Raw genomic sequence first — 21637 nt, forward strand, 5'->3', positions numbered from 1 at the left:
AAAAAAGTTGTGGAATCGAAATCTTTTAAATAGGTTTACGCCCTTAATTCCTAAAGAAAACATAAATACCCTTATGAAAAAGTTATTTATCCTTTTAGCAGTAATTGCCTTTCTTGCAAGTTGTGGTAAAGGAGACCGTGGAATGGTAGTAGGAACCAAAGGAAAGAAATGGCATCCTGAAAAACCCTATGGTATGACGTTAGTGCCTGGTGGTGCTTTTATTATGGGTAAAAGTGATGATGATATCGCTGCCACTCGCAATGCGCCTACAAAAACCGTTACAGTTCCATCCTATTACATGGATGAGACAGAAATTACCAATGCAGAATACCGTCAGTTTGTGCATTGGACAAGAGATTCAATATTCAGAACCGAATTAGCTATAATGGCTGAAAATCAAAGCGCCCTTCCTGGAGATAATGGTATTGGTGAGTTTGCTTTTCTTGATGCAGATGGTGCCAATGGAGCTACTCTTACGCCTTGGCAGGAATATGTGCAAAATACGTATGGAGGATTAGATCGCAAGCTCAATAACGATGTAGATCTGATTTGGGATACAGAAGACATTCCAGATGAGTTCTATGCTGAGGTGTATGATTTGATGTACATTCCTTTTGATCAAGCCTATAACGGAGAACGTACTATCGATACTGAAAAAATCATCTTCACTTATACGGATTTGGACGTCAATGCTGCCGCTAGAAATCGCGATCAAAACAAAACTAGAAAAGATTTTATTTCTCAAACACCTGTAAAAATTTATCCAGATACTACGGTATGGATTCGTGATTTTAACTACAGTTACAACGAGCCGATGCACAATGATTATTTCTATCACGAAGCCTATAGCGATTATCCAGTTGTAGGAGTGAATTGGAATCAAGCTAAGGCATTTTGTCAATGGCGCACTTTGTACCACAATGCGTACCGTAAAAAGAAAAATGTAGAGCGTGTAAATGAATACCGTCTTCCTACCGAGGCAGAGTGGGAATATGCCGCTCGTGGGGGACTAGAAGGGGCTACTTATCCATGGGGAGGTCCTTATGCAAAGAATGACAGAGGTTGTTTCCTCGCTAATTTCAAGCCTCTTAGAGGGGATTACGCTGCAGATCAGGCATTATACACTGTCGAGGCTCAATCTTACGAGCCTAATGAGTACAACTTATACAATATGGCGGGTAATGTGTCCGAATGGGTGAATTCTTCTTATGAAGCTGGAGCCTATGATCAAATGTCTTCTATGAGTCCTATTGTAAACGATAAAAACAATAAACGCAAAGGGGTACGTGGAGGATCGTGGAAAGATGTTTCTTACTTCCTTCAAGTAGGTACCCGCGATTATGAATATCAAGACAGTGCTAGAAGTTATATAGGATTCCGTACCGTACAGTCTTATATGGGTACTGACGTAACTCTTAACGCTGCAACCAATTAAATTTTCCAACAATAAAAAATAACTAAACTAAATTAAAACATAACAACATGGCACAGTCTAAAGCAACAAAGAAATTATTTAACATGGCTTACGGTATCGGAGCCTCCATCGTTATTATTGGTGCACTTTTCAAGATTCTTCACTGGGAACTTGATCTAGGATTCTATAAATTAACTGGTGGTGATTTATTGGCCATCGGTCTAATTGTGGAAGCATTGATTTTCTTTGTATCTGCTTTTGAACCTGTAGAAGATGATCTAGACTGGTCATTAGTTTATCCAGAATTAGCTGGAGGACAAATGGTTGGTGGAAAGTCAAAAAAAGACGCTCCTGAAGACGCTCAAGGGTTATTGTCTAAGAAATTAGATGAAATGCTTAAAGAGGCAAAGTTAGATAGTGAGTTGATGTCAAGTTTAGGAGATAGTATACGTTCTTTTGAAGGAGCCGCAAAAGGAATGGCCCCTACAGCTGAAGCAATGTCTTCCACTAAAAAATATTCTGAAGAAATGGCTCTTGCAGCTGCTCAAATGGAATCTCTAAACAGCCTTTACAAAATACAAGTGGAGAGTTCTTCACGTCAAAACCAAGCAAACGAAGCTATTGCTGAAAACGCGACAAAACTTCAAGAGCAAATGGCTGGTCTTACTAATAACCTGTCCTCTCTCAATGGCGTGTATGGTAACATGCTAGGCGCTATGAAAGGATAATTAGTTTCATACTTTATATACTTTAACAAACTAATTAGAATATTATGGCAGGAGGAAAACAGTCCCCAAGACAGAAGATGATTAACCTTATGTATTTGGTTTTTATCGCTATGCTCGCGTTAAATATGAGTAAAGAAGTGTTACAAGCTTTTGGTCTTATAGAAGAAAACTTAAGCACTAGTAACACAGCTCTAGCTGAGGTCAACTCGGCAGCACTTGCAGATTTAAATCAAAAAGCGCGAACTAATGCTAAGCAGTACGAAGCTGCTGCAGCAACCGCACAGCAGATCTCTAAGCTAAGTAATGATTACAATGATTATTTAGAAAGTGTTAAAATAAAACTTACTTCAACTATTGAGGAAGGTTCTGAAAAAGACTATCAAGTTCAAGATAAAACGGACATATTAGACAATTCCTTTTTCGTCGGTGACAAGCTAAAGCCAGAGGGTAAAGAGTTCAAGGCTAAAATGAATCAGTATAAAAATGATATGATTGCAGCACTTGGCGATGGGTATTCAGCAGTGAAAGCCGAATTAAGTTCTAAGTTTGATACTTCTGAGGAAACCGACCGTGAAGGTTTGAAGAGAGAATATGTAGAGTACAATTACAAAGGGTACCCCTTAATTGCATCCAAGACAAAACTTACCTTACTTCAAAATGAGGTTCGCAACGTACAGTCTGATATCATGAGTCAATTGCTCCAAGGTAAGTTGATACAGATCGCCTCCATGAACAATTATAAATCTATTGTAAATCTCGATAAAACGGCTTTTTTTAATGGGGAAGCAGTTACGGGTTCTGTTGTTTTAGGTCGTTACGATGACACTACAGTACCAAGTAAGGTCGTGATTAATGGAGAAGTGATAAAAAAGGAGGATATTAAAAACGGTCAGATCGCATTGAAATTAGGTTCAGGTAGCGTTGGTGAGAAAAAAATCACCGGGTATATGGAGTTTATTGAGAATGATAGTATTATTAAAATACCTATTGATTCGGAGTATGCGGTAATACCAAAACCTAATTCAGCTACCATCTCCGCAGACAAAATGAACGTGGTTTACAGAGGGGTAGAAAACCCTATGACGGTTGCTTTTGCAGGTGTTCCTGATAACAAAGTTAGTGTTTCTGGTGCGGGTCTTACCAAAGCGGGTACAGGTTATATAATGAAGCCAGGAGCAGGTAAAACAGTTACTATTACAGCTACGGGAACGCTTCCTAACGGTGATAAGGTTTCTGATTCCAAGGAATTTCGTATCAAGAACTTACCTCGCCCTACAGGAATGGTGAGTAAATCATATGAAAACATAGCTAAAACAAGAGCTAATCTAGCGATATCAACCGTTTCTGCCGAATTCTTAGATTTTGATTTTGATTTAACTCCTAAAGTGACTAGTTTTCTATTTAAAGTACCAGGGCAACCATCGGTGCCCGTTTCAGGAACAAAATTGAATGCAAGTGCTACCAATGTACTTAGAAAAGCTCGTAAAGGAGATTTAGTTCAGTTTGCACAAATTAAAGCGGTATTACCTGGAGTAAATGTTCAAAGTGTCTCTGACGTAACTGTAGAGATTACAGATTAATATAAAAATTACTTACATGATGAATAAGATCATAGTTTTATTGGCAGCAGTGGTTCTTTCGGGAACCGCATCTGCTCAAAACAACATTCTTAACGCAAAGAGTCCAAAGGAGTTCGGTACTAAAACTGAAGGACAACTGGCCAATGATAATGACCAGCCATTGCCTTATGGCTTTGTGGGAGATCGTGACATTTTATGGCAACGTACGGTATGGGAAACTATTGATTTAGATGAACGAGTTAATTTCCCACTTTACTATCCTGTGGATACTAATTATGTAGGTAAAGAACGTCGTTCCCTTTATCATGTGTTGACTAAAGCTGCTATGTCTGGTGATATTACCCTTTATGGGGATTCTTATTTTAACGAACCTCGTGAATTTAGTGATATTCAGAGTTCTCTAAAAAGTCAAAAGATCACCAACGCAGGTATCAATATTTTAAATGATAATGGGGTTATTCCTGAGGAGTCAGTAAGTCCTTTGGATATAGATACTACGTATAACATTCCTGGTTTTGATGAGTATATTGAAACAAAAACTATTGGGGCTGATGATGTTAAGGAATATAGAATTAGAGGGCTTTGGTATTTTGACACACGTCAGAGTGATTTGAGATATAGATTATTGGGTATTTGCCCAGTTACTCCTGATGTTAATTTTCCTGACGACCCAAAAGGAGTGGAGTTATTTTGGATTTATTATCCAGATGCTCGACTATTGTTGCACAATGCAAAAGCATTTAATACATTAAACTCAGCTCGTCCTATTTCTTTTGACCATATTCTAAACTCTAGAAGGTTCAATGCATTGATCTACAGAATGGACAATGTACAGGGAGATAGAGACATTAAAAGGTATGTCGCTGATAATTCTATGATGCAATTGTTAGAGTCTGATAGGCTAAAAGAAATTGTTCGTAATTTTGAACTGGATATGTGGAACTATTAATTAGTATCCAATACAATTAAACTAAAGCCTCGCATTTCGTGAGGCTTTTTTTATGAGATTCATTTATTAGTTGATTCTGTTTTTGTATTTTTCCCTCGTCCCTCATCCCTCATCCCACATCGCATGAATACAGAAGTTGATATCATTATAGTAGGATCAGGAATAGCTGGTAGTACCATAGCCTGGCAGTGGTTGCTACAAGGTAAATCGGTGATGATGATTGCCGATGGTGAAAAGGGTTCCTCAGCGGTTGCCGCGGGCGTCTATAATCCGACCATTTTAAAGCGTTTTACGAGCGTTTGGAAAGCTGCTGACCAATTGGAGGTACTCCATGATTTTTACCCTAAAATCGAATCTTTATTAGAAGCTAGGTTTCTGCACCCTATTGATATATTGAGAAGGTTTCATGACGAACGCGAAATAAAATCATGGAACAAAAAGGCGGTAAAGGATGATCTAAAGGATTTTATGTCTGTTGATATAGTTTCTTATGAGAACCCAGCGATTGATGCACCCTTTGATTATGGTAAAGTTTCAGGGACTGGGTGGGTAGATACTGTGGGCTATATGCAATTAACTACCAACTATTTAGAGGCTAAGTCGGCTTACCGTATAGAAGCTTTTGATTTTAAGGAATTGAAGCATTATGACGATCATGTCGTTTATAAACAGATCACTGCCCCAATAATCATTTTTGCAGAGGGGTTCCAAATGCGGTCCAATCCGTTTTTTAATCACCTGCCGTTACAAGGAAATAAAGGCGAAGTCTTTACCATCAAGGTTCCAGACCTTCACCTGGAATACATCATCAAATCTTCGGTATTCTTAATGCCTTATGTGGATGATTTGTTTTGGGTAGGAGCGACCTATAATAGAGACGACGTTACAGACGCACCTACTGAAGAGGCAAAGGAATTTTTAACCTCTAGACTGGAGCGTTTTCTAAAATTACCTTATGAAATTGTGGAGCATAAACAAGGTATACGTCCTACTACCATAGATAGAAGGCCTTTTGTGGGAGCGCATCCGGAGTTTAAAAACTATATGGTTTTTAACGGTATGGGAAGTAGAGCGGTCCTTATGGCGCCATGGGCGGCACAGCAATTGTATCATTCTGTATACAATAATCATCCACTAGATCCAGAAATGGACATTCAGAGATTCCATGAGCTGTGAGGAGCGCTGATCAATTCAAGATATTTTTGTAAAGAAAATGCGGTGGTATCCAAAGGCAAGGCACTTTTTTTATTTTAGCCAACAGCCTACTGCCTTTTCTGATCCTTTTCTTTATCGTAATCCATAAAAATATTGATCCAGATGTTGCGTGATAATCGAATCACAATTGGGAGACTAAAAATGGATATAAAAGCTATGATAAGGAAGATGTTCCATCGAGATAGTTCAAAAACAAAATAGCCCAGTAAAAAAGCAATCATGGCAATCCCTACACCTACACCATAACTCACGTACATGGAGCCATAGAAAAAACTAGGTTCAATCTTGTATTTGGTATCGCAATGACTGCATCGCTCTCTCATTTCTTGCGTTTTGCTAGGATTATAGAGATTGGGACTGGTGTACATGGATTCATTTTGGCACACAGGGCAGGTCCCTGTAAAAATGCTGTATAATTTTGTTCCTTTTAGCATGAGAAAGCTTTAGTGTTAACGTGCAGTTGCGCATCTTTGCAAAGATACAAAACGACTATGCTCAACGTTCACGATTTACATGTTAGTTTCGGTGGAGAACCGTTATTTGAAGAAATTACTTTTAGGCTTAATGGGGGAACCCGCGTGGGTTTGATAGGTAAAAATGGTGCTGGAAAATCCACTCTTTTAAAAGTGATCTCTGGAGATATTCCCTATGATCAGGGCAATATAGCTATTGAGAAAGAAGTCAGTATTGGTTTTTTAAGACAAGATATTGATTTTGAAAAAGGGCGTACCGTTTTAGAAGAGGCGTATACCGCTTTCGCGAAAGCGAGACAAATAGAAGCACAGATTGAGGTCATCAATGAACAATTGACCACTAGAACTGATTACGAATCAGACTCTTATTCCAAGCTTATTGAAGATATTGGAGATCTCAATCATGAATATGAAATTATAGGTGGGTACCAATACAAAGGGGAGACAGAGAAAATTTTAAAAGGCTTGGCGTTTCAACCAGAGCAATTTGATAAGCTCACCGACGCGCTTTCCGGTGGATGGCGCATGCGCATCGAGCTGGCTAAGTTGCTTCTAGAAAAGCACGATATTCTTTTGCTCGATGAGCCTACCAACCACCTGGATATAGATTCTATCTTATGGTTGGAATCCTTTTTACAGACCTATGCAGGAGCGGTGGTGATTGTAAGTCACGATAAAATGTTTCTGGATAACGTCACTAATCGCACCATTGAAATCAGTTTGGGACGCATTTATGACTATCCCAAGCCGTATACCAAATTTCTAGCCCTCCGCGCAGAATTACGTGAGCAACAAGAAGCTACTTTCAAGAATCAGCAAAAGGAGATCGAGCGTACCGAAAAGCTGATACAAAAATTTAAGGCCAAAGCCAGTAAAGCCACTATGGCACAATCTCTGGTAAAAAAATTGGACCGAATGGATGTGGTGGAGATCGAGCAAACGGACAATGCAGCAATGAATATCAACTTTGCACAGTCCATACAGCCAGGTAAAATTGTTTTGGAGGTGGAGCAAGTCAGCAAGTCTTATGGGAATAAGAATGTATTGGACAAAGTCAACCTTACTTTGGAACGCGGTAAAAGGGTTGCTTTTGTAGGTCAGAATGGTATGGGAAAATCTACCCTTGCCAAAATCATAGTAGGAGATGTAAAAGCTCAAGGTCAGGTCCACTTAGGCCACAATGTGCAAATAGGATATTTTGCCCAGAATCAAGCCGAATATATGGACGGGGAGAAGACGGTTTTAGACACCATGATCGACGCCGCAACGGATAGCAATAGAGTACGAGTACGCGATATGCTGGGTTCGTTTCTTTTTAGAGGAGATGAAGCAGAGAAAAAAGTTAAAGTCCTCAGTGGTGGAGAGCGCAACCGACTTGCACTTTGTAAGTTATTGCTGCAACCCTTCAATGTACTGATCATGGATGAGCCTACCAACCACTTGGATATTCAATCTAAGAATGTGCTTAAGGCGGCATTGGTAAAGTTTGAAGGTACCTTAATTGTCGTATCTCACGATAGAGAATTCTTACAAGGTTTAACAGAGCTGGTTTATGAATTCCGCGATCATAAATTAAATCTCTATCTGGGGGATATTGATTATTATCTAGGCCAGAGAAAGGCAGAAGATATGAGAGCGATTGAAAAGGTCGAGGTGGTTAAGGAAACCAAGCTTTCGCGAAAGCAAGACACGGATAAAAACCAACTCTCTTACGAAGATCAGAAAAAGCAAAAGTCCCTTAACAACAGACTGTCTAAAGCAGAATCACAGATCAGCGACCTGGAAAAAAAGATTGCAAAACTCGATGCAGAGCTCGCAGCCAACTACGATGAACTGTCACAAAAAGACGGGTTCTTTGATGGGTATCAGGCTAAGAAACGAGAACTGGATAAGTGGATGAAACAATGGGAAGATGTTTCTGAAGAGTTGGAGCAATTCAGTAGTTAGCTTTAAGGATTATTTATGAACATTCAAAAGCAGACTTAATTAGATTTGAGACGTGATACATTCACACAAAAAAAACACCATGCGTAAAGTCATACTTTCTGTGCTTGCTATAGTACTTGTTATAGCCGCCATCTATGGAGCTAGGGTCATCATTGACAATAAAACAGCACCTAAGCCTAAAATTAAAAAGGATATCAATATCGTAACTACAGATACGGTTCAGAACACCACCATTCCGATTATCATTCCAGCAAACGGGAACTTACAGGCTAAGAAGCGGGTAGAGTTATTTGCAGAGGTGACTGGGGTTTTTAAATCTACCGGTAAACTGTTTAGAACTGGACAGGCCTACCAAGCTGGAGAAACTATTATTGCTATAGACAACACCGAGTTTTACGCCCAGGTTAAAAGTGCTAGAAGCAATTTAAACAATCAAATTACGGCCATCATGCCAGACCTAAGGCTGGACTATCCAGAGTCTTACCCGCAGTGGCAAGATTATCTAGCCGACTTAAATGTAGATCGCAATATTCCGAAGCTTCCAGTCCCTAAAAATGACAAAGAAAAATATTTTATTACAGGAAGAAATATTTATACTACGTACTACTCTATTAAAAACCTGGAAAGTCGTTTAGGCAAATTTAGAATCACAGCCCCGTTTTCAGGAGTCTTGACAGAAACGATGGTGAGCGAAGGAACACTCGTGCGCAATGGTCAGCAATTAGGAGAGTTTATTCAATCAGGAATCTATGAGATCCAGGTAGCAGTAAGTGCTGAATTTGCCGATTTATTACAAATAGGAAAGCGAGTAGAAATGCGCAATATTTCCAATACCAAATCGTACCAAGGAAAAGTGACTCGACTCAATGCCAAAGTAGATCAGGCTTCTCAAACCATTATAACCGTCATCGAAGTAGAACATCCAGATTTAAAGGAAGGAATGTACCTCACGGCAAACATACAAGCGCAAAAGATAGAAAACGCTATAGAGATCAATCGAAGCTTGCTTCAAAATGGGAATCAACTATTTACAGTGAATAAAGGGAAGTTGGTACTTACCGATGTTATTCCAGTTCATTTTTCTGATACCACTGCAGTGCTTAAAGGCTTAGAGAACGGAACAGTGATTGTAGCAAAGTCGATTCCTGGTGCCTATGAAGGAATGATTGTAATCACCGAAGAGCAGGCACAAGCGGATAAAGAGGAAGCTGCCTATTCACATCCTGAATCAAAATAAGCTATGAGAAAAGTTATAGCTTATTTTATCAAGCATCATGTGGCAGTAAATGTCGTTATTGCTGCATTTGTTATTTTTGGTGTTTTAGGAGCTCTTTCTTTAAAATCTTCTTTCTTTCCATTAGTAGATTCTAAAACCATCACTATCAATGTGATCTATCCAGGTGCTGCTCCTCAAGAGATTGAAGAAGGTGTGGTGCTTAAAATTGAAGATAACCTCAAGGGTATAGAAGGGATTGATCGAGTGACTTCGGCATCAAGAGAAAATTCTGGAACCATTACTATAGAGATTATTAAAGGCTATAATATTGACTTTATGTTACTGGAAGTCAAGAACGCTGTAGATCGAGTGTCTTCATTCCCTACAGGTATGGAACCACTGGTGGTGGCAAAAAGAGAAGAATCCCGACCTACGATTACATTTGCGTTAAGTGGGAAAAACGTACCTCTTAAAACGCTTAAACAACTGGCTAGAGATGTAGAAAATGACTTGAGAGCTATAGACGGTATTTCGCAAATCTCGATCACAGGGTATCCTGCTGAAGAAATTGAAATTGCCGTAAATGAAAATACCCTTTTAGCGTACCAAATTAGCTTTCAAGAAATAGCAGATGCCGTTGCCGCTTCTAATATTTTGACGACTGGGGGAAATATTAAAACAGATACAGAAGAATACCTGATACGAGCTAATAACAGAAATTATTATGGGGACGAGCTGAATTATATTCCAGTAAGAACGCAGCCAGATGGCACTATCATCTATCTTAAAGATGTGGCTGAAGTAAGAGACCGCTTTTCTGAAACGCCTAATGCTTCTTATTTTAATGAAGAAAGAGCCGTTAATATTACAGTAACCAGCACAAATGCAGAGGATCTTATCGATAGTGCTGATAAGGTTAAAGAATATATAGCAGTTTATAACCAGCGTTCTAGCAATGTGCAGCTCACCGTGGTTAGAGATCTTTCTATTACCTTAAATCAACGTACAGCATTGCTTACAGAGAATGCGATCGTAGGAATGTTGTTGGTGCTGTTCTTTTTATCCATTTTCTTAAATACCAGATTAGCGTTTTGGGTGGCTTTTGGTTTACCTATAGCCTTCTTAGGGATGTTTATTTTTGCAGGTCAGTTTGATGTGACGATCAACGTGCTTTCTCTTTTTGGAATGATCATCGTTATAGGGATTTTAGTAGATGATGGTATTGTGATTGCAGAGAATATTTACCAGCATTACGAAGATGGCAAGGACCCTATTCAGGCAGCAATTGATGGGACTATGGAGGTGATACCCCCTATTTTAAGTGCTATTATCACTACTATACTGGCTTTTTCTACCTTTTTATTTTTAGACGGCAGGATAGGAGAGTTTTTTGGGGAAGTGTCTGTCATTGTGATTTTGACCCTATTGGTCTCATTGATAGAAGCATTGATCATATTGCCCGCTCACCTAGCGCATTCTAAAGCTTTAAAATCAAGGTCTGATGTCCCTAAGAAAGGAATAGCACAACTGTTTCAAAAAATGCGTTTTGTAAATGATTACGGCGATAAAGCCATGAACTGGATGCGAGACAAAATGTATGCTCCGGCATTGAGGTTTACCTTAAAGTACAAGTTGTTAGCTTTTGCATTTTTTGTTGCGGCATTAATTTTAACCATAGGTTCTGTTAAGGGCGGTGTCGTTGGTGTTACCTTATTTCCTAGTATATCCAGTGATCAAGTATCGGTGACTCTTTCCATGCCTAATGGAACGGCAGAACGCATTACGGACTCTATTATTTCTTCTATTGAAGAAAAGGCCAAGATCGTCAATATAGAATTGACTAAAGAATACTTAACCGACGAGAAATATGGAGATACAGTTCAGTTATTTGAGAACATTATTAGGTCTCAAAGTTCCTCTTCTTCTGCTAGCCTTTCTATCAATTTGCTCCCTGGAGAAACCCGACCTGAAGAATTAAAATCTCCTATTGTGGCAAACCGACTCAGAGAACTGGTAGGAAATGTGCCTGGTGCAGAAAGCCTCACTTTTGGATCTGGAGGTAATTTTGGAGGTAGTCCAGTGGCGGTATCTCTTTTAAGTAATGATATAGAGGAGCTAAAAGCCGCTACGGAAGATTTTAAAGAAATACTAGAACAAAACCCCTTATTAAAAGATATTGAAGATAACGACCCCGCTGGGATCAAAGAGATCAAATTAGAACTCAATGATAACGCCTATGCGTTAGGTCTTAATTCGAGAGCGGTAATGGCTCAGGTAAGAGCTGCGTTTTTTGGTCGTGAGGCCCAGCGTTTTCAACGCGGTCAGGATGAGATAAGAGTTTGGGTGCGTTATGATAGAGATAATCGCAACAGCATTAAAGATTTAGACGAACTTAGAATTAGCACCCCTTCTGGTAGTAAAGTGCCCTTGCGCGATCTAGCAAGTTACTCCATAGAGCGCGGTGATGTAGTGATCAATCATTTAGAAGGGCGTAGAGAGATTTTGATCAGCGCAGACCTGAAAGATCCCAATCAAAGTGCGACAGATATTCTCGACGACATACGTCAAAATATCGTTCCAGAACTACAGAAAAAATATCCTACCGTTGCTCCTAATTACTTGAGTGGACAGGCACGGGAAGCAGAAAAAATTTCCAGCAGTGCTCAATTTATTTTTCCAATTGTATTGCTGCTCATTTATTTTGTGATTGCCTTTACCTTTCGCAGTGGTACGCAACCTATTATGTTGATTTTATTGATTCCATTTAGTTTTACAGCAGTAGCTTGGGGACACTGGATCCATGGTTTTCCAGTTAATATTTTATCCATGTTAGGAATTATCGCGCTTATAGGAATTATGGTCAACGATGGACTTGTTCTTATAGGTAAATTTAATTCGTTAATTAAGGACGGGTTGAAGTTTGATGAGGCTTTAATTGAAGCAGGTAAAAGCAGGTTTAGAGCTATTTTCTTAACTTCTTTAACTACAGTAGCAGGTTTAGCTCCTTTACTATTAGAAAAGAGCAGACAGGCACAATTTTTAAAACCTATGGCGATTTCAATCTCGTACGGAATAGGGATGGCGACATTATTGACCCTCTTATTATTGCCACTTTTCCTTAGTTTTGGAAATAATTTCAAGGTTTGGATACATTGGTTAAAAACGGGAGAAGCTATCGATAAAACGGAGTTGACAAGTGTTGCAAAAGAGCAAAAAGCATTAGAAGATTATGAAAATGAATAAGCTGGTAGTTAGTTTAGGTGTTTTGTTGTGTTTCGCTTTCGCGAAAGCGTACTCGCAACCATCTATAGAAGCCTTATTGAGTAGAGAGCAAGCCATACAGCTGATGCTGGAGAATAATTACGGGATCAAAATAGCAAAAAACACGACTAAAATAGCCGAGAACAATTCTGGTATTTTAAATTCAGGCTACTTGCCTTCTTTACAAGGAAATGCAGGTGCCTCTAGAGATGAAAATGATTCCAATACAGATTTTAACGGGGCAGTGGATCAAAATGGAGCTGTCAGGGAAGATATAACAATTAACAATGCCCAGACGACTCAATACAATGCTGGGCTATCTCTTAATTACACTTTATTTGATGGTTTAGGGCGCTTGTACAATTACAAACGTCTTCAAGAGCAATATCAGTTGAGCCAGTTGGAAGTGCGTTCTACTATAGAAAATACGACTGTTCAATTGATGAGCGTGTACTTAGAAATTGCGCGACTCACAGAAAATGTAAGGGTGCTCGAAGAGAATTTAGAAATCTCTAAGAAACGAGAGCAGCGGGCTGCGTATCAATTTGAATATGGTCAAGTTAATAAGTTAGAGGTTCTCAACGCTCGAGTAGATATTAATACGGATAGCATAACTATTTTGAACACAAAGCAGTTGTTGCGCAATACCAAACGCGATCTCAACCTATTGCTCAACAGTGAGCTTCAGGCTAATTTTGTAGTAGATACCACGGTGGTATTACAAAACATGTTGGTGATGGATAGCTATTTAGAAAAAGTACCCAATAATAACGTGCGTTTATTGCAGTCGGCCTCCAATTTACAAATAAGCGATTACGACATTAGAACCTCCAGAGCGCTGTTATTGCCTAGAATAGGTTTAACAGGTTCTTATGGATGGAATCAATCCATCAACCCACCAACAGCATTTTTCCCCTCGACGACCAGAACAGGTTCCAATATTGCGGTAGGAGCTAATTTAACTTGGGATATTTTTGACGGTGGTCGTTCGATTAACGGCTTGCGCAATGCTAAAATTTCATATGAAAACGAAGCGCTTTTTAAAAGTCAATTGGAACAAGAAGTGGCTCGTGATGTAGCAAATGCCAAAGGAAATTACACCAATGCGTTGGCGATTTATAGCATGCAAGAACAAAATGTACTGACCAATAAAAGCAATTTTGAAAGGTCACAAGAACAATTTAAATTAGGTCAAGTTTCCAGCATTGAATTTCGACAGGCACAAGTGAATCTGCTCAATGCAGCAACCATCAAGAATTTAGCAAAATACGACGCTAAACTAGCAGAGTACCAACTGTTGCAACTCGCGGGGCAACTATTGAATGTTCCTTTATGATAGAGCATTTTTTTACTTGTCCTCATTGTTGGCAAGAAATTTCTATGTTATTAGACCCTGCTTATTCACAGACTTATGTAGAGGATTGTGAGGTATGCTGTAACCCTATAGAGTTAAAAGTTATCTTTGAAGAAGGGGAATTAGCTAGTTTTGATGTTATAGAACTAGGACAGTAAATATTTTATCGAATTCTCTTGTATCAGGATGAAATTGTGTGTATTTTTGCCATCAAATAAAACAGGAAGCCGTCAGTGTAATGATCTGAAGTTTTTACAACAAGTGGCTAGCAGTTTTTATATCGCGAGGTAGAGCAGTAGGTAGCTCGTCGGGCTCATAACCCGAAGGTCGCTGGTTCGAGTCCAGTCCTCGCTACTAAGGTAAAAAGCTCTTGAGAAATCAAGAGCTTTTTTTTGACCTGATTTGACGCTATTTTGCTTGTCGTATACGATACCGCACAGGTTTTGGCTGGAATCGATCTTGATTCATCAAGCATCACTCTGTGAATACCTATACACTCTAACAGAGGTTTTAAATACATCTAGGCAGTAGTTTGATCCAACTGGCGCTCGCAATCCATCATAGTACAAGCTCTTGCCTACACGTATAAGGCTTGTTATGATACCAACGCTCCTATTTCTGTTATTGGATCATCTAAGCCTCCACATTGCTGTCAGGGGTTTGTATAGAAGAGGGTGAGAATACAGCAGCTGGGTGGGTTTCTTTCGCTTTTCCGAGTAGAAATTCAGCTCTATTTTCAATTTCGGTTTCGTTCTATTCGTTCAATTCAAGATAAGGTGCAAGAGATTCAATGCCGCCCGAATAATGAGGTCATTCTATTAAAAACTTTCACATTGGAAACCATTAATTTAAGGAAATAGCCCATGGTGGAAAGATAATTCAACGGTAGTTACTTTGTTTACGGGAAACCCTAACCATTAATTTTACGCATTATTTTAATCACTAGATTGATAGCCGTAAATATTAATAGAGAGTCTTGGTTTATCTTTTTCGTAAAATTCACCAGACATTTTCCATTCGTCAGTTCCATTAAATTTATAATAATAATCGTCTGTTTTACCTTTTTTATCAAACTTTAAAAAAGGATTCAAACTATAATAACGACTATTAGTCATTTTATTCTCAGGAATCGTTCTAGTTATTAAGATATAAAAATTTAATTTTTCTTTTACTTCAAAATCATCAAAATCTAAAACAATCTTTTCATCTAGTACACTTAGATCATCTATTGAAATTAATTCAGTAATAGGGTTATTCAACATAAACTTTGCAGAGTCGGATTCATAAATTTGAAAATTAATAGTACCGTCGCTCAAAAAATGTGGACGTTGTTTGATAGGTAATTCAACACTAGTTATAATTGAATTAGCTGGTATATTTATTTTAAATGCATATGTTCCCATATAGTCTAAACCTAATTGAAAATTTGTTGTGATTTTATCATTAAGTTTCTTATTCTCTCCGTTTGTTAATAGTATTGTTTCAAGTTCAACATGTCTTGGGTTCAAAACTATTGTATCATTTAAATCACTAGATTCAGAAATTAACTCTTGATAGCCAAGCATTCTAAATTCGATCGTATCATTTTTCGAAGTATTTAATTTAAATTTCCCACTATTATCAGTTACAGTAAACTTATGCGTGGAGCGATTGTATATCGAAACAAAGTTCAAAGGATGTTTGTTTTTAGCATCAATAACAATTGAATTTATTGTCTGCCCATATAAAAATGAGTAAACACTTATATATAAAGTAATAAGTATGATTATTTTTTTCATAATTTAAATTTTAATAATTAGGCTGTACGTAATTACAGCCTAATTAATTTAACATGGCTCAGTAGTTGTCCATGAATCACCAAGTTGAACCCAAAGAATAGTTACAGAATGCGTAACGATTCTAAAGCTTGTTCCATCTGGATAATCAACACAGGGTCCAGGTGAGTCTTTTACACCAGTGCCTAAAATTCTTCCTGCTTGTTCAACATTGCCACTAGATTGAGGGATGTACCCATTTGCATCAATAAATAGTGCTCCTGAAACCACCATTAAACCTAACACAGTTTTTTTAAATTTACTTATTAACATAATATAAAGTTATAATTTGAAATACAGATTTTAAAGTCACTGTCTCCAATACTCTGACTTGTTCTCAATCAACTGTTGTCTAATTATGGGTTAACTTTAATGATGTACCTTAAGCAGGTTAGCTTATTTGATCTCAATTTTAGTATTAAAAAATTGATTGTCAAATGATTATGATCATACAGGTATGAAAAATATTTTAATATATGATTTGAGAACTGTTGACTTTTCGATAATTGTAACGCTTTTCATAGTGCTGTTAAGTGGGAGAAACATTTTTTTAAGTATGATAATTTGTCTTTAAATAAGTCCGTTACGACCACATCTATTTCACAGAAGGAATTTTATATAATTGATTTCTTAGAGAAAGCCGCTAAAAAGGATATTCAAGATCGAATTGATAGCGAAATATAGTGGGAAAACCGAAGGTTAAAAGAAATTGAAGAGGCTAGAGTGGCCAAAATAAAAGCAAAAGAGGTTTCAGATTTTAAGCTGTTGATTAATTCATCTGTTAGGTGGCATAAGTCACAACAATTAAGAAATTACTTGAGTACTTATGAAGATAGGATGAAGTCCAACGGAGAGTTAACTGAAGAGGTTATTAATTGGCTCGATTGGGCACGTAAAAAAGCAGATTGGTAGGATCCTTTTATGGAAGCAGAGGAGGACATTTTTCAAGATGTAGATCGGGGTTTGTTCTAGCTTTAGCTAAGAATTTATTTTTTCAATTTTAAGCATTGGTTCAACCATTGGTTTGCTTAATATTGTAACCTAACAAGCGTACACGATATATTTAAACGACTGGCAAATAAGAACCACATCGCCTGGACACCAATGTTGTATGGTGTGGAAGCAGGCGTCGCTGGAATCTCATTAGGAATATTTTTAATTGCTCCGATGATGCAAAAAAGGAGAGCTAAAACAATAGCAGCTGCACCTATTATTTTTTTATAATTTGTAGCGCACACTAATTTAATTTCTTCACTCGTGACAATATCTGCTTGTTGGACAAAGGCACTTAAATAAATACCAACCTCGTCTATGCGTTTGTTTTGATATTCTTGAAGAGCAAAATAAACCTCTTTAATTGAATATTCATGATTAGAGTATCTCTAAATACCTTTTCAATAGTAATTGTTGCTGTCAGCCTTTAAGCAGTCTTAATTTTCATAATCTAACTTTATGATACTGTTCAAATCAAAACTTAATGGCAACTTCACTAAAAGAATTATTTTGGATTGTGTTTGAATTGCAAAATTACCTGAACTTGTTTTTGTGCTAAAAGACGCCCCTTTAAATTCAAAAGATTCATCAAAATACATCAAGACATAGGGAGAAACGTCTGTAAGAAGCAGTTGGGTATTTGTTTTAGAATGTCGAAACCTTAAAAGCAGGGTCTTTTTATTTTTATCAACATGTGGTTTTATGTCAATAATATCTGAATCTGTATCAATTAAGGTATCTATTTTTAGAGAGTGGACATGACCATCAATTAGGTTCAATTTAAGATCAGCCAGCTTTGATCTCAATTCAATTTGATCTAGCTGATTTTCTTGTTTAATTTTTTGAATATGTTCCATAAAGTTTGATTTACATAATTTATACTATGTAAAAGGAACACTAAAAAAAAACTTAGGGTCATTTGTTTTGACGACTGTCCATATACTAAACCACCTTGGCTTTTGTGCTAGGTTGGTATGCTTTTTTGCATTCCTGATACGTTACAAATTTAATTATAATTACTGAAATGGAATGAATGATTATAATTTATTAATAAATTCTAGTTCTGTGTTTGTAGGCTTCCCTAAAAATGTAGGCCGAAGAGTCTATCACATATAGGATGCGGAGCGCGTTATTTAGTATTTAACTGTTGACAATCATCAGCAAATAGAAAAGGATTGCCAACAGTTAAAAACTAAAGCAACATATTCATTATGAATTAATTAAAAATAAAATATTATATTACAGAACTCTAAAAGGGCTTTTCACAGAACACGTTGTTGGAAGCTGGCTTACTATTTTTCTTTGGTTTTAGTTGAACCTTGACACACATCGCCTTCTTCTATTCCGTAGCGCTATTCTTTTAATGTCTTAATCCGGTCTTGGGTTAACTTCTCCAAGTAAATTGAAACACACATCGGATGTATACTTCCATAATATCTAGGCTCAGTTTCTGGATACATAACTTTTAATTCTGCATCACGAAACGTAATCCATATTCTCTCGGATTCTTACAAATTCTCAATGAACGTAGTATCAGCTTTGTAATCAGATAGAATGGTTTTATTTGAAATTACATTCCTGCAGCTGCATATGCCATTTTAGTTGCTAGTTGAGATAATTTAGTAACATATTTTGCATCAGTACAATCAGCAGCATCAGATTGCATAGTAGCCGCATTTGAAGCCATTTCTGCATATTCAGTCATTATAGACATATCTGTTGGATTAGCTTTCATCTTTTTTATGATAACAATGTAGCCATTAACAAATTCTTCGTAATCTTTAATGAATTGGTCGCAATCCTTAGATGTAGAGCTTTCAATCTCGTCATTAGAGTTATCTCCACTTTCTATGGACTGATTAGATGTGTTTTCATCATTAGATTCATAATTAGAATAATTTTCAATTACATCCTCCACATCCTCCACATCCTCAGAAGTTTTTTTGTCGTTTCCTCCGCAGCTTGTTAAAATGGTTGTAGCAAAAATTATTACCCAAAAATTGTCATTAATTTTTTCATTTTTATTTATTTTAAATTTTGTTCCTACTCATAAGGCTTTTCGGAATACGCTCCGTTTTTTAGAGTGGGTTCTGGTCTCCACTTTTACGGTTTATACTACTCTTTTTTGTCACACTTGGTGTTCAGCCTGTTGGCTTTCATAGACCGTATTTGTTTCAACTCAATGCTGATAAAAGTGCTGCACCAAAAATGAGAGCAAAAAGCACGTAAATGCCTATTACAATCGCAAACCATATTAATGCTGCTTTTGCCCAATTTGCTTTACTCTCATTTGAACCACTCCCGAAAGCCCAAACGAATAGCATTATAAACCCTACAACTGGTATTGCGGTGATTAAAAAGGTTAAAACCCATTCGCCTGTTTTTACTGGTACTTGATTTACTGAATTATCCATTTTCTGAAAATTAATTTTTCCTACTCTTAAGGCTTTTCGGAATACGCCCCGTTTTTTAGAGTGGGTTTTGGTCTCCACTTTTTTTGTTACTAATAGTTCTTGTCAGACATAATAAATAAAGAATATAAGCTTTCTTTAAAAAGTTCTCCTCCCTTTGAATTACACTTTAAAAAAAATATAAAAATTCAAAGACTTTATTTAAGTAATATATTGAGATCTATAAACCGAGGGGCATAGCTACGTCAGGACAGCCATCTCTAAAAATTATACGCGCACTTCTTTGCTCATCTTCATTCATACCATCCTTATATTTATCCATTACGTTTTATTTAATTACTTTGATTTATTTTCAAACTTGCCTCTTGAAATCTGTTGATTAATTTCAAATAACTATCCATAAAAGCTTTAAGTTCTTCTTCCGATAGTTCATTTTTCATAATGTCTGCCTCTTTCTCAAGTGCATCCATTTTTTCTAATAATGGTGCCATTTTTATTATAGAACTTGAGGCATTACTTAACATATTCATAGCAGCTCCAAAACCTTTATCATTGCTGTTTTCGGCTTCTTTTGATGCCTCACTCATTTCTTCTATCATAGTGACATATTCATTCACTACTTGATCTAAGGCCGCGAAATATTCTTTTACTGCTTCATTTTTAGACAGTTCAATTGGAATTTCGGTTTTTAGATTGGTTGTTTCATTGTCTTTGTTGGAATCATTACAGCTTATAATGGTCATCAAACAAATTATCTTTAAAAATGTAGTAACCTGTGTTTTTTTCATGTCGTGGCGCCTTAAAAATTAATAATCGTTAAAACAAATAAAGTAAGAAACCGGATTTTAACTAGATTTTAATAGGAAAACTACGTTGTATTATCTAAAGTCACCTAGATTTTCTCGCAGCAATCGTTAGTTTTATTTGCACAGACTAGCCAACTTTGTGTTAATTTTATTAAGTATTATAAAGAGCATTACTTTTTCGTTTGTTCAATAATTCTAATTAATAACCCTAAATTGATAAATTATTGAAATATGATTATATCACGATTAATTCTGTTTTTGGCACTTTTCTTACAAGATGAACCCAAGATATTTTTAGATGATAATGGTGTAACTCTTAAGTGTTCAGTATCAGCTAAAATTGGTGAAAGCTATATATTTAATGACCAACCTTATTTAGTTGTAGATAATGAATTATTAAATGAAATGGCAAGTAAGGGGCAACCGCTGGATAACGTGGTAACAACCTTTGTTACAGACACGAGTTATTTATTTTATCAAAATTATAATTTCAATGGCGACCTGAGTCATTGGGATGTGTCAAACGTAACTAATATGACTTTTATGTTTGGGTTTGCTGCATTATTCAATTCTGATTTAAGTTATTGGAACACAGAAAAAGTCAAGTATTTTAGCGATATGTTTCATGGTACTAAAAACTTTAATTCTGATATATCGAGGTGGAATATAAGTAACGGAAGCCACTTAAATGGGATGTTTCAAAACAGCAATTTTAATAGTCCAATAAATTCATGGGATGTTTCCAATGCAACGCATATGAGCGGAATGTTTGATAATGCAGTTCACTTTAATCAACCTTTATACAAGTGGAATACTTCTGAAGTAATCGACATGGGAGGTATGTTTGCTGAGGCCTTAAACTTTAATCAAGACATTAGCATGTGGAACGTAAATAAAGTTACAATCATGGAAAATATGTTCAGAAATGCAATTAAGTTTTCGCAAAACTTATCTTTATGGACACCTGATATTATTGGTGTTCCAAATGATTTTAATACGAGTAGTTTATTGATCCTGCCTAAATTTAAAGTTGTTAAAAGCTCAATTTATTTACAAATAGCCCTGATGCTAATTCTTTTTTCTTCTTTCAGTTTTTTTCTGTCTGGAAATTCAGGAAAACAACTAGTGCCAAGAGTTATCAGGATATTATTAAGCGCCTTAAAAATATAGCGAAAGAAGATAAGCTTATATCTATGAAGGAGTTACATGAAATTTTTGAAATTAACCATCTTCAATTCGAAGCCCAAAAAGTAAAAAGAGCTTCAATGATTAGGGAAATCAATTTGTGTAAACCAGGTTTGATAAAAAGGGTTCGAAATTTGGAGGATAAGCGCTATTTCCTTTATAAAATCAAAAAATAATATCGGTATTTTCTTGACACAAGTGCCTTGATTAAATTTTCCAAGCATTTTACTCAGATGTTACTTCTAATAGTTTTTTGGGAATTATAAAGAAAATTAAGTTTTATTACCTGAT

The 21637-nt window shown here is 36.8% G+C and carries 20 protein-coding genes, 1 tRNA gene and 1 riboswitch; of the genes, 13 read left to right on the forward strand and 8 right to left on the reverse strand.

Going from position 1 to position 21637, the window contains the following annotated elements:
• The first annotated feature begins 73 nt into the window (after positions 1–73).
• From gldK to KG732_RS05245, 5 genes are all read left to right on the forward strand, one after another.
• Entirely contained in the window at positions 74–1435 is a 1362-nt protein-coding gene (gene gldK, locus KG732_RS05225) for a gliding motility lipoprotein GldK (protein WP_213521413.1), read from the forward strand.
• A gap of 47 nt (positions 1436–1482) precedes the next feature.
• Positions 1483–2142: a gliding motility protein GldL gene (gene gldL / locus KG732_RS05230; RefSeq protein ID WP_213521414.1), complete on the forward strand. Its 660-nt coding sequence runs from the start codon at positions 1483–1485 to the stop codon at positions 2140–2142.
• Between the two features lie 44 nt (positions 2143–2186).
• On the forward strand, positions 2187–3722 hold the full coding sequence (gldM, locus tag KG732_RS05235) for a gliding motility protein GldM (RefSeq protein ID WP_213521415.1): 1536 nt from the start codon (positions 2187–2189) through the stop codon (positions 3720–3722).
• A 19-nt stretch (positions 3723–3741) separates the two neighbouring features.
• Positions 3742–4671, forward strand: a complete 930-nt coding sequence (gene gldN, locus KG732_RS05240; protein ID WP_213521700.1) for a gliding motility protein GldN — start codon at positions 3742–3744, stop codon at positions 4669–4671.
• A gap of 123 nt (positions 4672–4794) precedes the next feature.
• Positions 4795–5847: an FAD-binding oxidoreductase gene (locus KG732_RS05245; RefSeq protein WP_213521416.1), complete on the forward strand. Its 1053-nt coding sequence runs from the start codon at positions 4795–4797 to the stop codon at positions 5845–5847.
• Between the two features lie 86 nt (positions 5848–5933).
• Here the strand turns inward: KG732_RS05245 and KG732_RS05250 are convergent, their stop codons facing one another.
• Positions 5934–6320, reverse strand: coding sequence for a DUF983 domain-containing protein (locus KG732_RS05250; protein ID WP_213521417.1), 387 nt, complete (start codon positions 6318–6320; stop codon positions 5934–5936).
• 57 nt (positions 6321–6377) lie between these two features.
• Here KG732_RS05250 and KG732_RS05255 point away from each other — a divergent pair, with 57 nt between their 5' ends.
• The 6 genes from KG732_RS05255 (at position 6378) to KG732_RS05280 (ending at position 14491) form a co-directional block, all read left to right on the forward strand.
• The gene (locus KG732_RS05255; RefSeq protein WP_213521418.1) at positions 6378–8306 is read left to right on the forward strand and encodes an ABC-F family ATP-binding cassette domain-containing protein; all 1929 of its coding nucleotides are present in this window, start codon (positions 6378–6380) and stop codon (positions 8304–8306) included.
• A gap of 79 nt (positions 8307–8385) precedes the next feature.
• Positions 8386–9543 carry an HlyD family efflux transporter periplasmic adaptor subunit gene (locus KG732_RS05260; protein ID WP_213521419.1) on the forward strand — a complete coding sequence of 386 codons (1158 nt, stop codon included), beginning with the start codon at positions 8386–8388 and terminating at the stop codon, positions 9541–9543.
• Between the two features lie 3 nt (positions 9544–9546).
• The gene (locus KG732_RS05265) at positions 9547–12765 is read left to right on the forward strand and encodes an efflux RND transporter permease subunit (protein WP_213521420.1); all 3219 of its coding nucleotides are present in this window, start codon (positions 9547–9549) and stop codon (positions 12763–12765) included.
• A complete protein-coding gene (locus KG732_RS05270) occupies positions 12752–14119 on the forward strand; it encodes a TolC family protein (protein ID WP_213521421.1) in 1368 nt (455 codons plus the stop codon). The genes KG732_RS05265 and KG732_RS05270 overlap by 14 nt, the downstream gene beginning before the upstream one ends.
• Positions 14116–14295 carry a CPXCG motif-containing cysteine-rich protein gene (locus tag KG732_RS05275; protein WP_213521422.1) on the forward strand — a complete coding sequence of 60 codons (180 nt, stop codon included), beginning with the start codon at positions 14116–14118 and terminating at the stop codon, positions 14293–14295. The genes KG732_RS05270 and KG732_RS05275 overlap by 4 nt, the downstream gene beginning before the upstream one ends.
• A gap of 123 nt (positions 14296–14418) precedes the next feature.
• Positions 14419–14491 (forward strand) — tRNA-Met (locus tag KG732_RS05280).
• Positions 14492–15072: 581 nt separating this feature from the next.
• Here KG732_RS05280 and KG732_RS05285 read toward each other — a convergent pair.
• Together KG732_RS05285 and KG732_RS05290 are read right to left on the reverse strand one after the other, a co-directional pair.
• On the reverse strand, positions 15073–15915 hold the full coding sequence (locus KG732_RS05285; RefSeq protein WP_213521423.1) for a carboxypeptidase-like regulatory domain-containing protein: 843 nt from the start codon (positions 15913–15915) through the stop codon (positions 15073–15075).
• Between the two features lie 48 nt (positions 15916–15963).
• Entirely contained in the window at positions 15964–16224 is a 261-nt protein-coding gene (locus tag KG732_RS05290) for a hypothetical protein (RefSeq protein WP_213521424.1), read from the reverse strand.
• Between the two features lie 450 nt (positions 16225–16674).
• Between KG732_RS05290 and KG732_RS05295 the strand changes: the two genes are divergently transcribed.
• Complete coding sequence (locus KG732_RS05295; protein WP_213521425.1) at positions 16675–16863, forward strand: hypothetical protein; 189 nt, start codon at positions 16675–16677, stop codon at positions 16861–16863.
• 518 nt (positions 16864–17381) lie between these two features.
• On the opposite strand, the gene KG732_RS05300 is transcribed toward KG732_RS05295, so the two are convergent.
• The 5 genes from KG732_RS05300 to KG732_RS05320 all read right to left on the reverse strand — a co-directional run bounded on the left by KG732_RS05300 (position 17382) and on the right by KG732_RS05320 (position 20143).
• The gene (locus tag KG732_RS05300; RefSeq protein ID WP_213521426.1) at positions 17382–17801 is read right to left on the reverse strand and encodes a hypothetical protein; all 420 of its coding nucleotides are present in this window, start codon (positions 17799–17801) and stop codon (positions 17382–17384) included.
• 52 nt (positions 17802–17853) lie between these two features.
• A riboswitch (SAM-I-IV-variant riboswitch) is annotated at positions 17854–17946 on the reverse strand.
• Positions 17947–18296: 350 nt separating this feature from the next.
• On the reverse strand, positions 18297–18440 hold the full coding sequence (locus KG732_RS13150; RefSeq protein ID WP_367271484.1) for a lysozyme inhibitor LprI family protein: 144 nt from the start codon (positions 18438–18440) through the stop codon (positions 18297–18299).
• Positions 18441–18514: 74 nt separating this feature from the next.
• Positions 18515–18973 carry a DUF6591 domain-containing protein gene (locus tag KG732_RS05310; RefSeq protein WP_367271485.1) on the reverse strand — a complete coding sequence of 153 codons (459 nt, stop codon included), beginning with the start codon at positions 18971–18973 and terminating at the stop codon, positions 18515–18517.
• Positions 18974–19118: 145 nt separating this feature from the next.
• Positions 19119–19358 (reverse strand): hypothetical protein, encoded by a 240-nt coding sequence (locus KG732_RS05315; RefSeq protein ID WP_213521428.1) that lies wholly within the window; start codon positions 19356–19358, stop codon positions 19119–19121.
• Positions 19359–19687: 329 nt separating this feature from the next.
• Positions 19688–20143, reverse strand: coding sequence for a hypothetical protein (locus KG732_RS05320; RefSeq protein WP_213521429.1), 456 nt, complete (start codon positions 20141–20143; stop codon positions 19688–19690).
• A gap of 249 nt (positions 20144–20392) precedes the next feature.
• Between KG732_RS05320 and KG732_RS05325 the strand changes: the two genes are divergently transcribed.
• Entirely contained in the window at positions 20393–21331 is a 939-nt protein-coding gene (locus tag KG732_RS05325; RefSeq protein ID WP_213521430.1) for a BspA family leucine-rich repeat surface protein, read from the forward strand.
• The last annotated feature ends 306 nt before the right edge of the window (positions 21332–21637 follow it).

Source organism: Nonlabens sp., assembly GCF_018401815.1.
Lineage (GTDB): Bacteria > Bacteroidota > Bacteroidia > Flavobacteriales > Flavobacteriaceae > Nonlabens.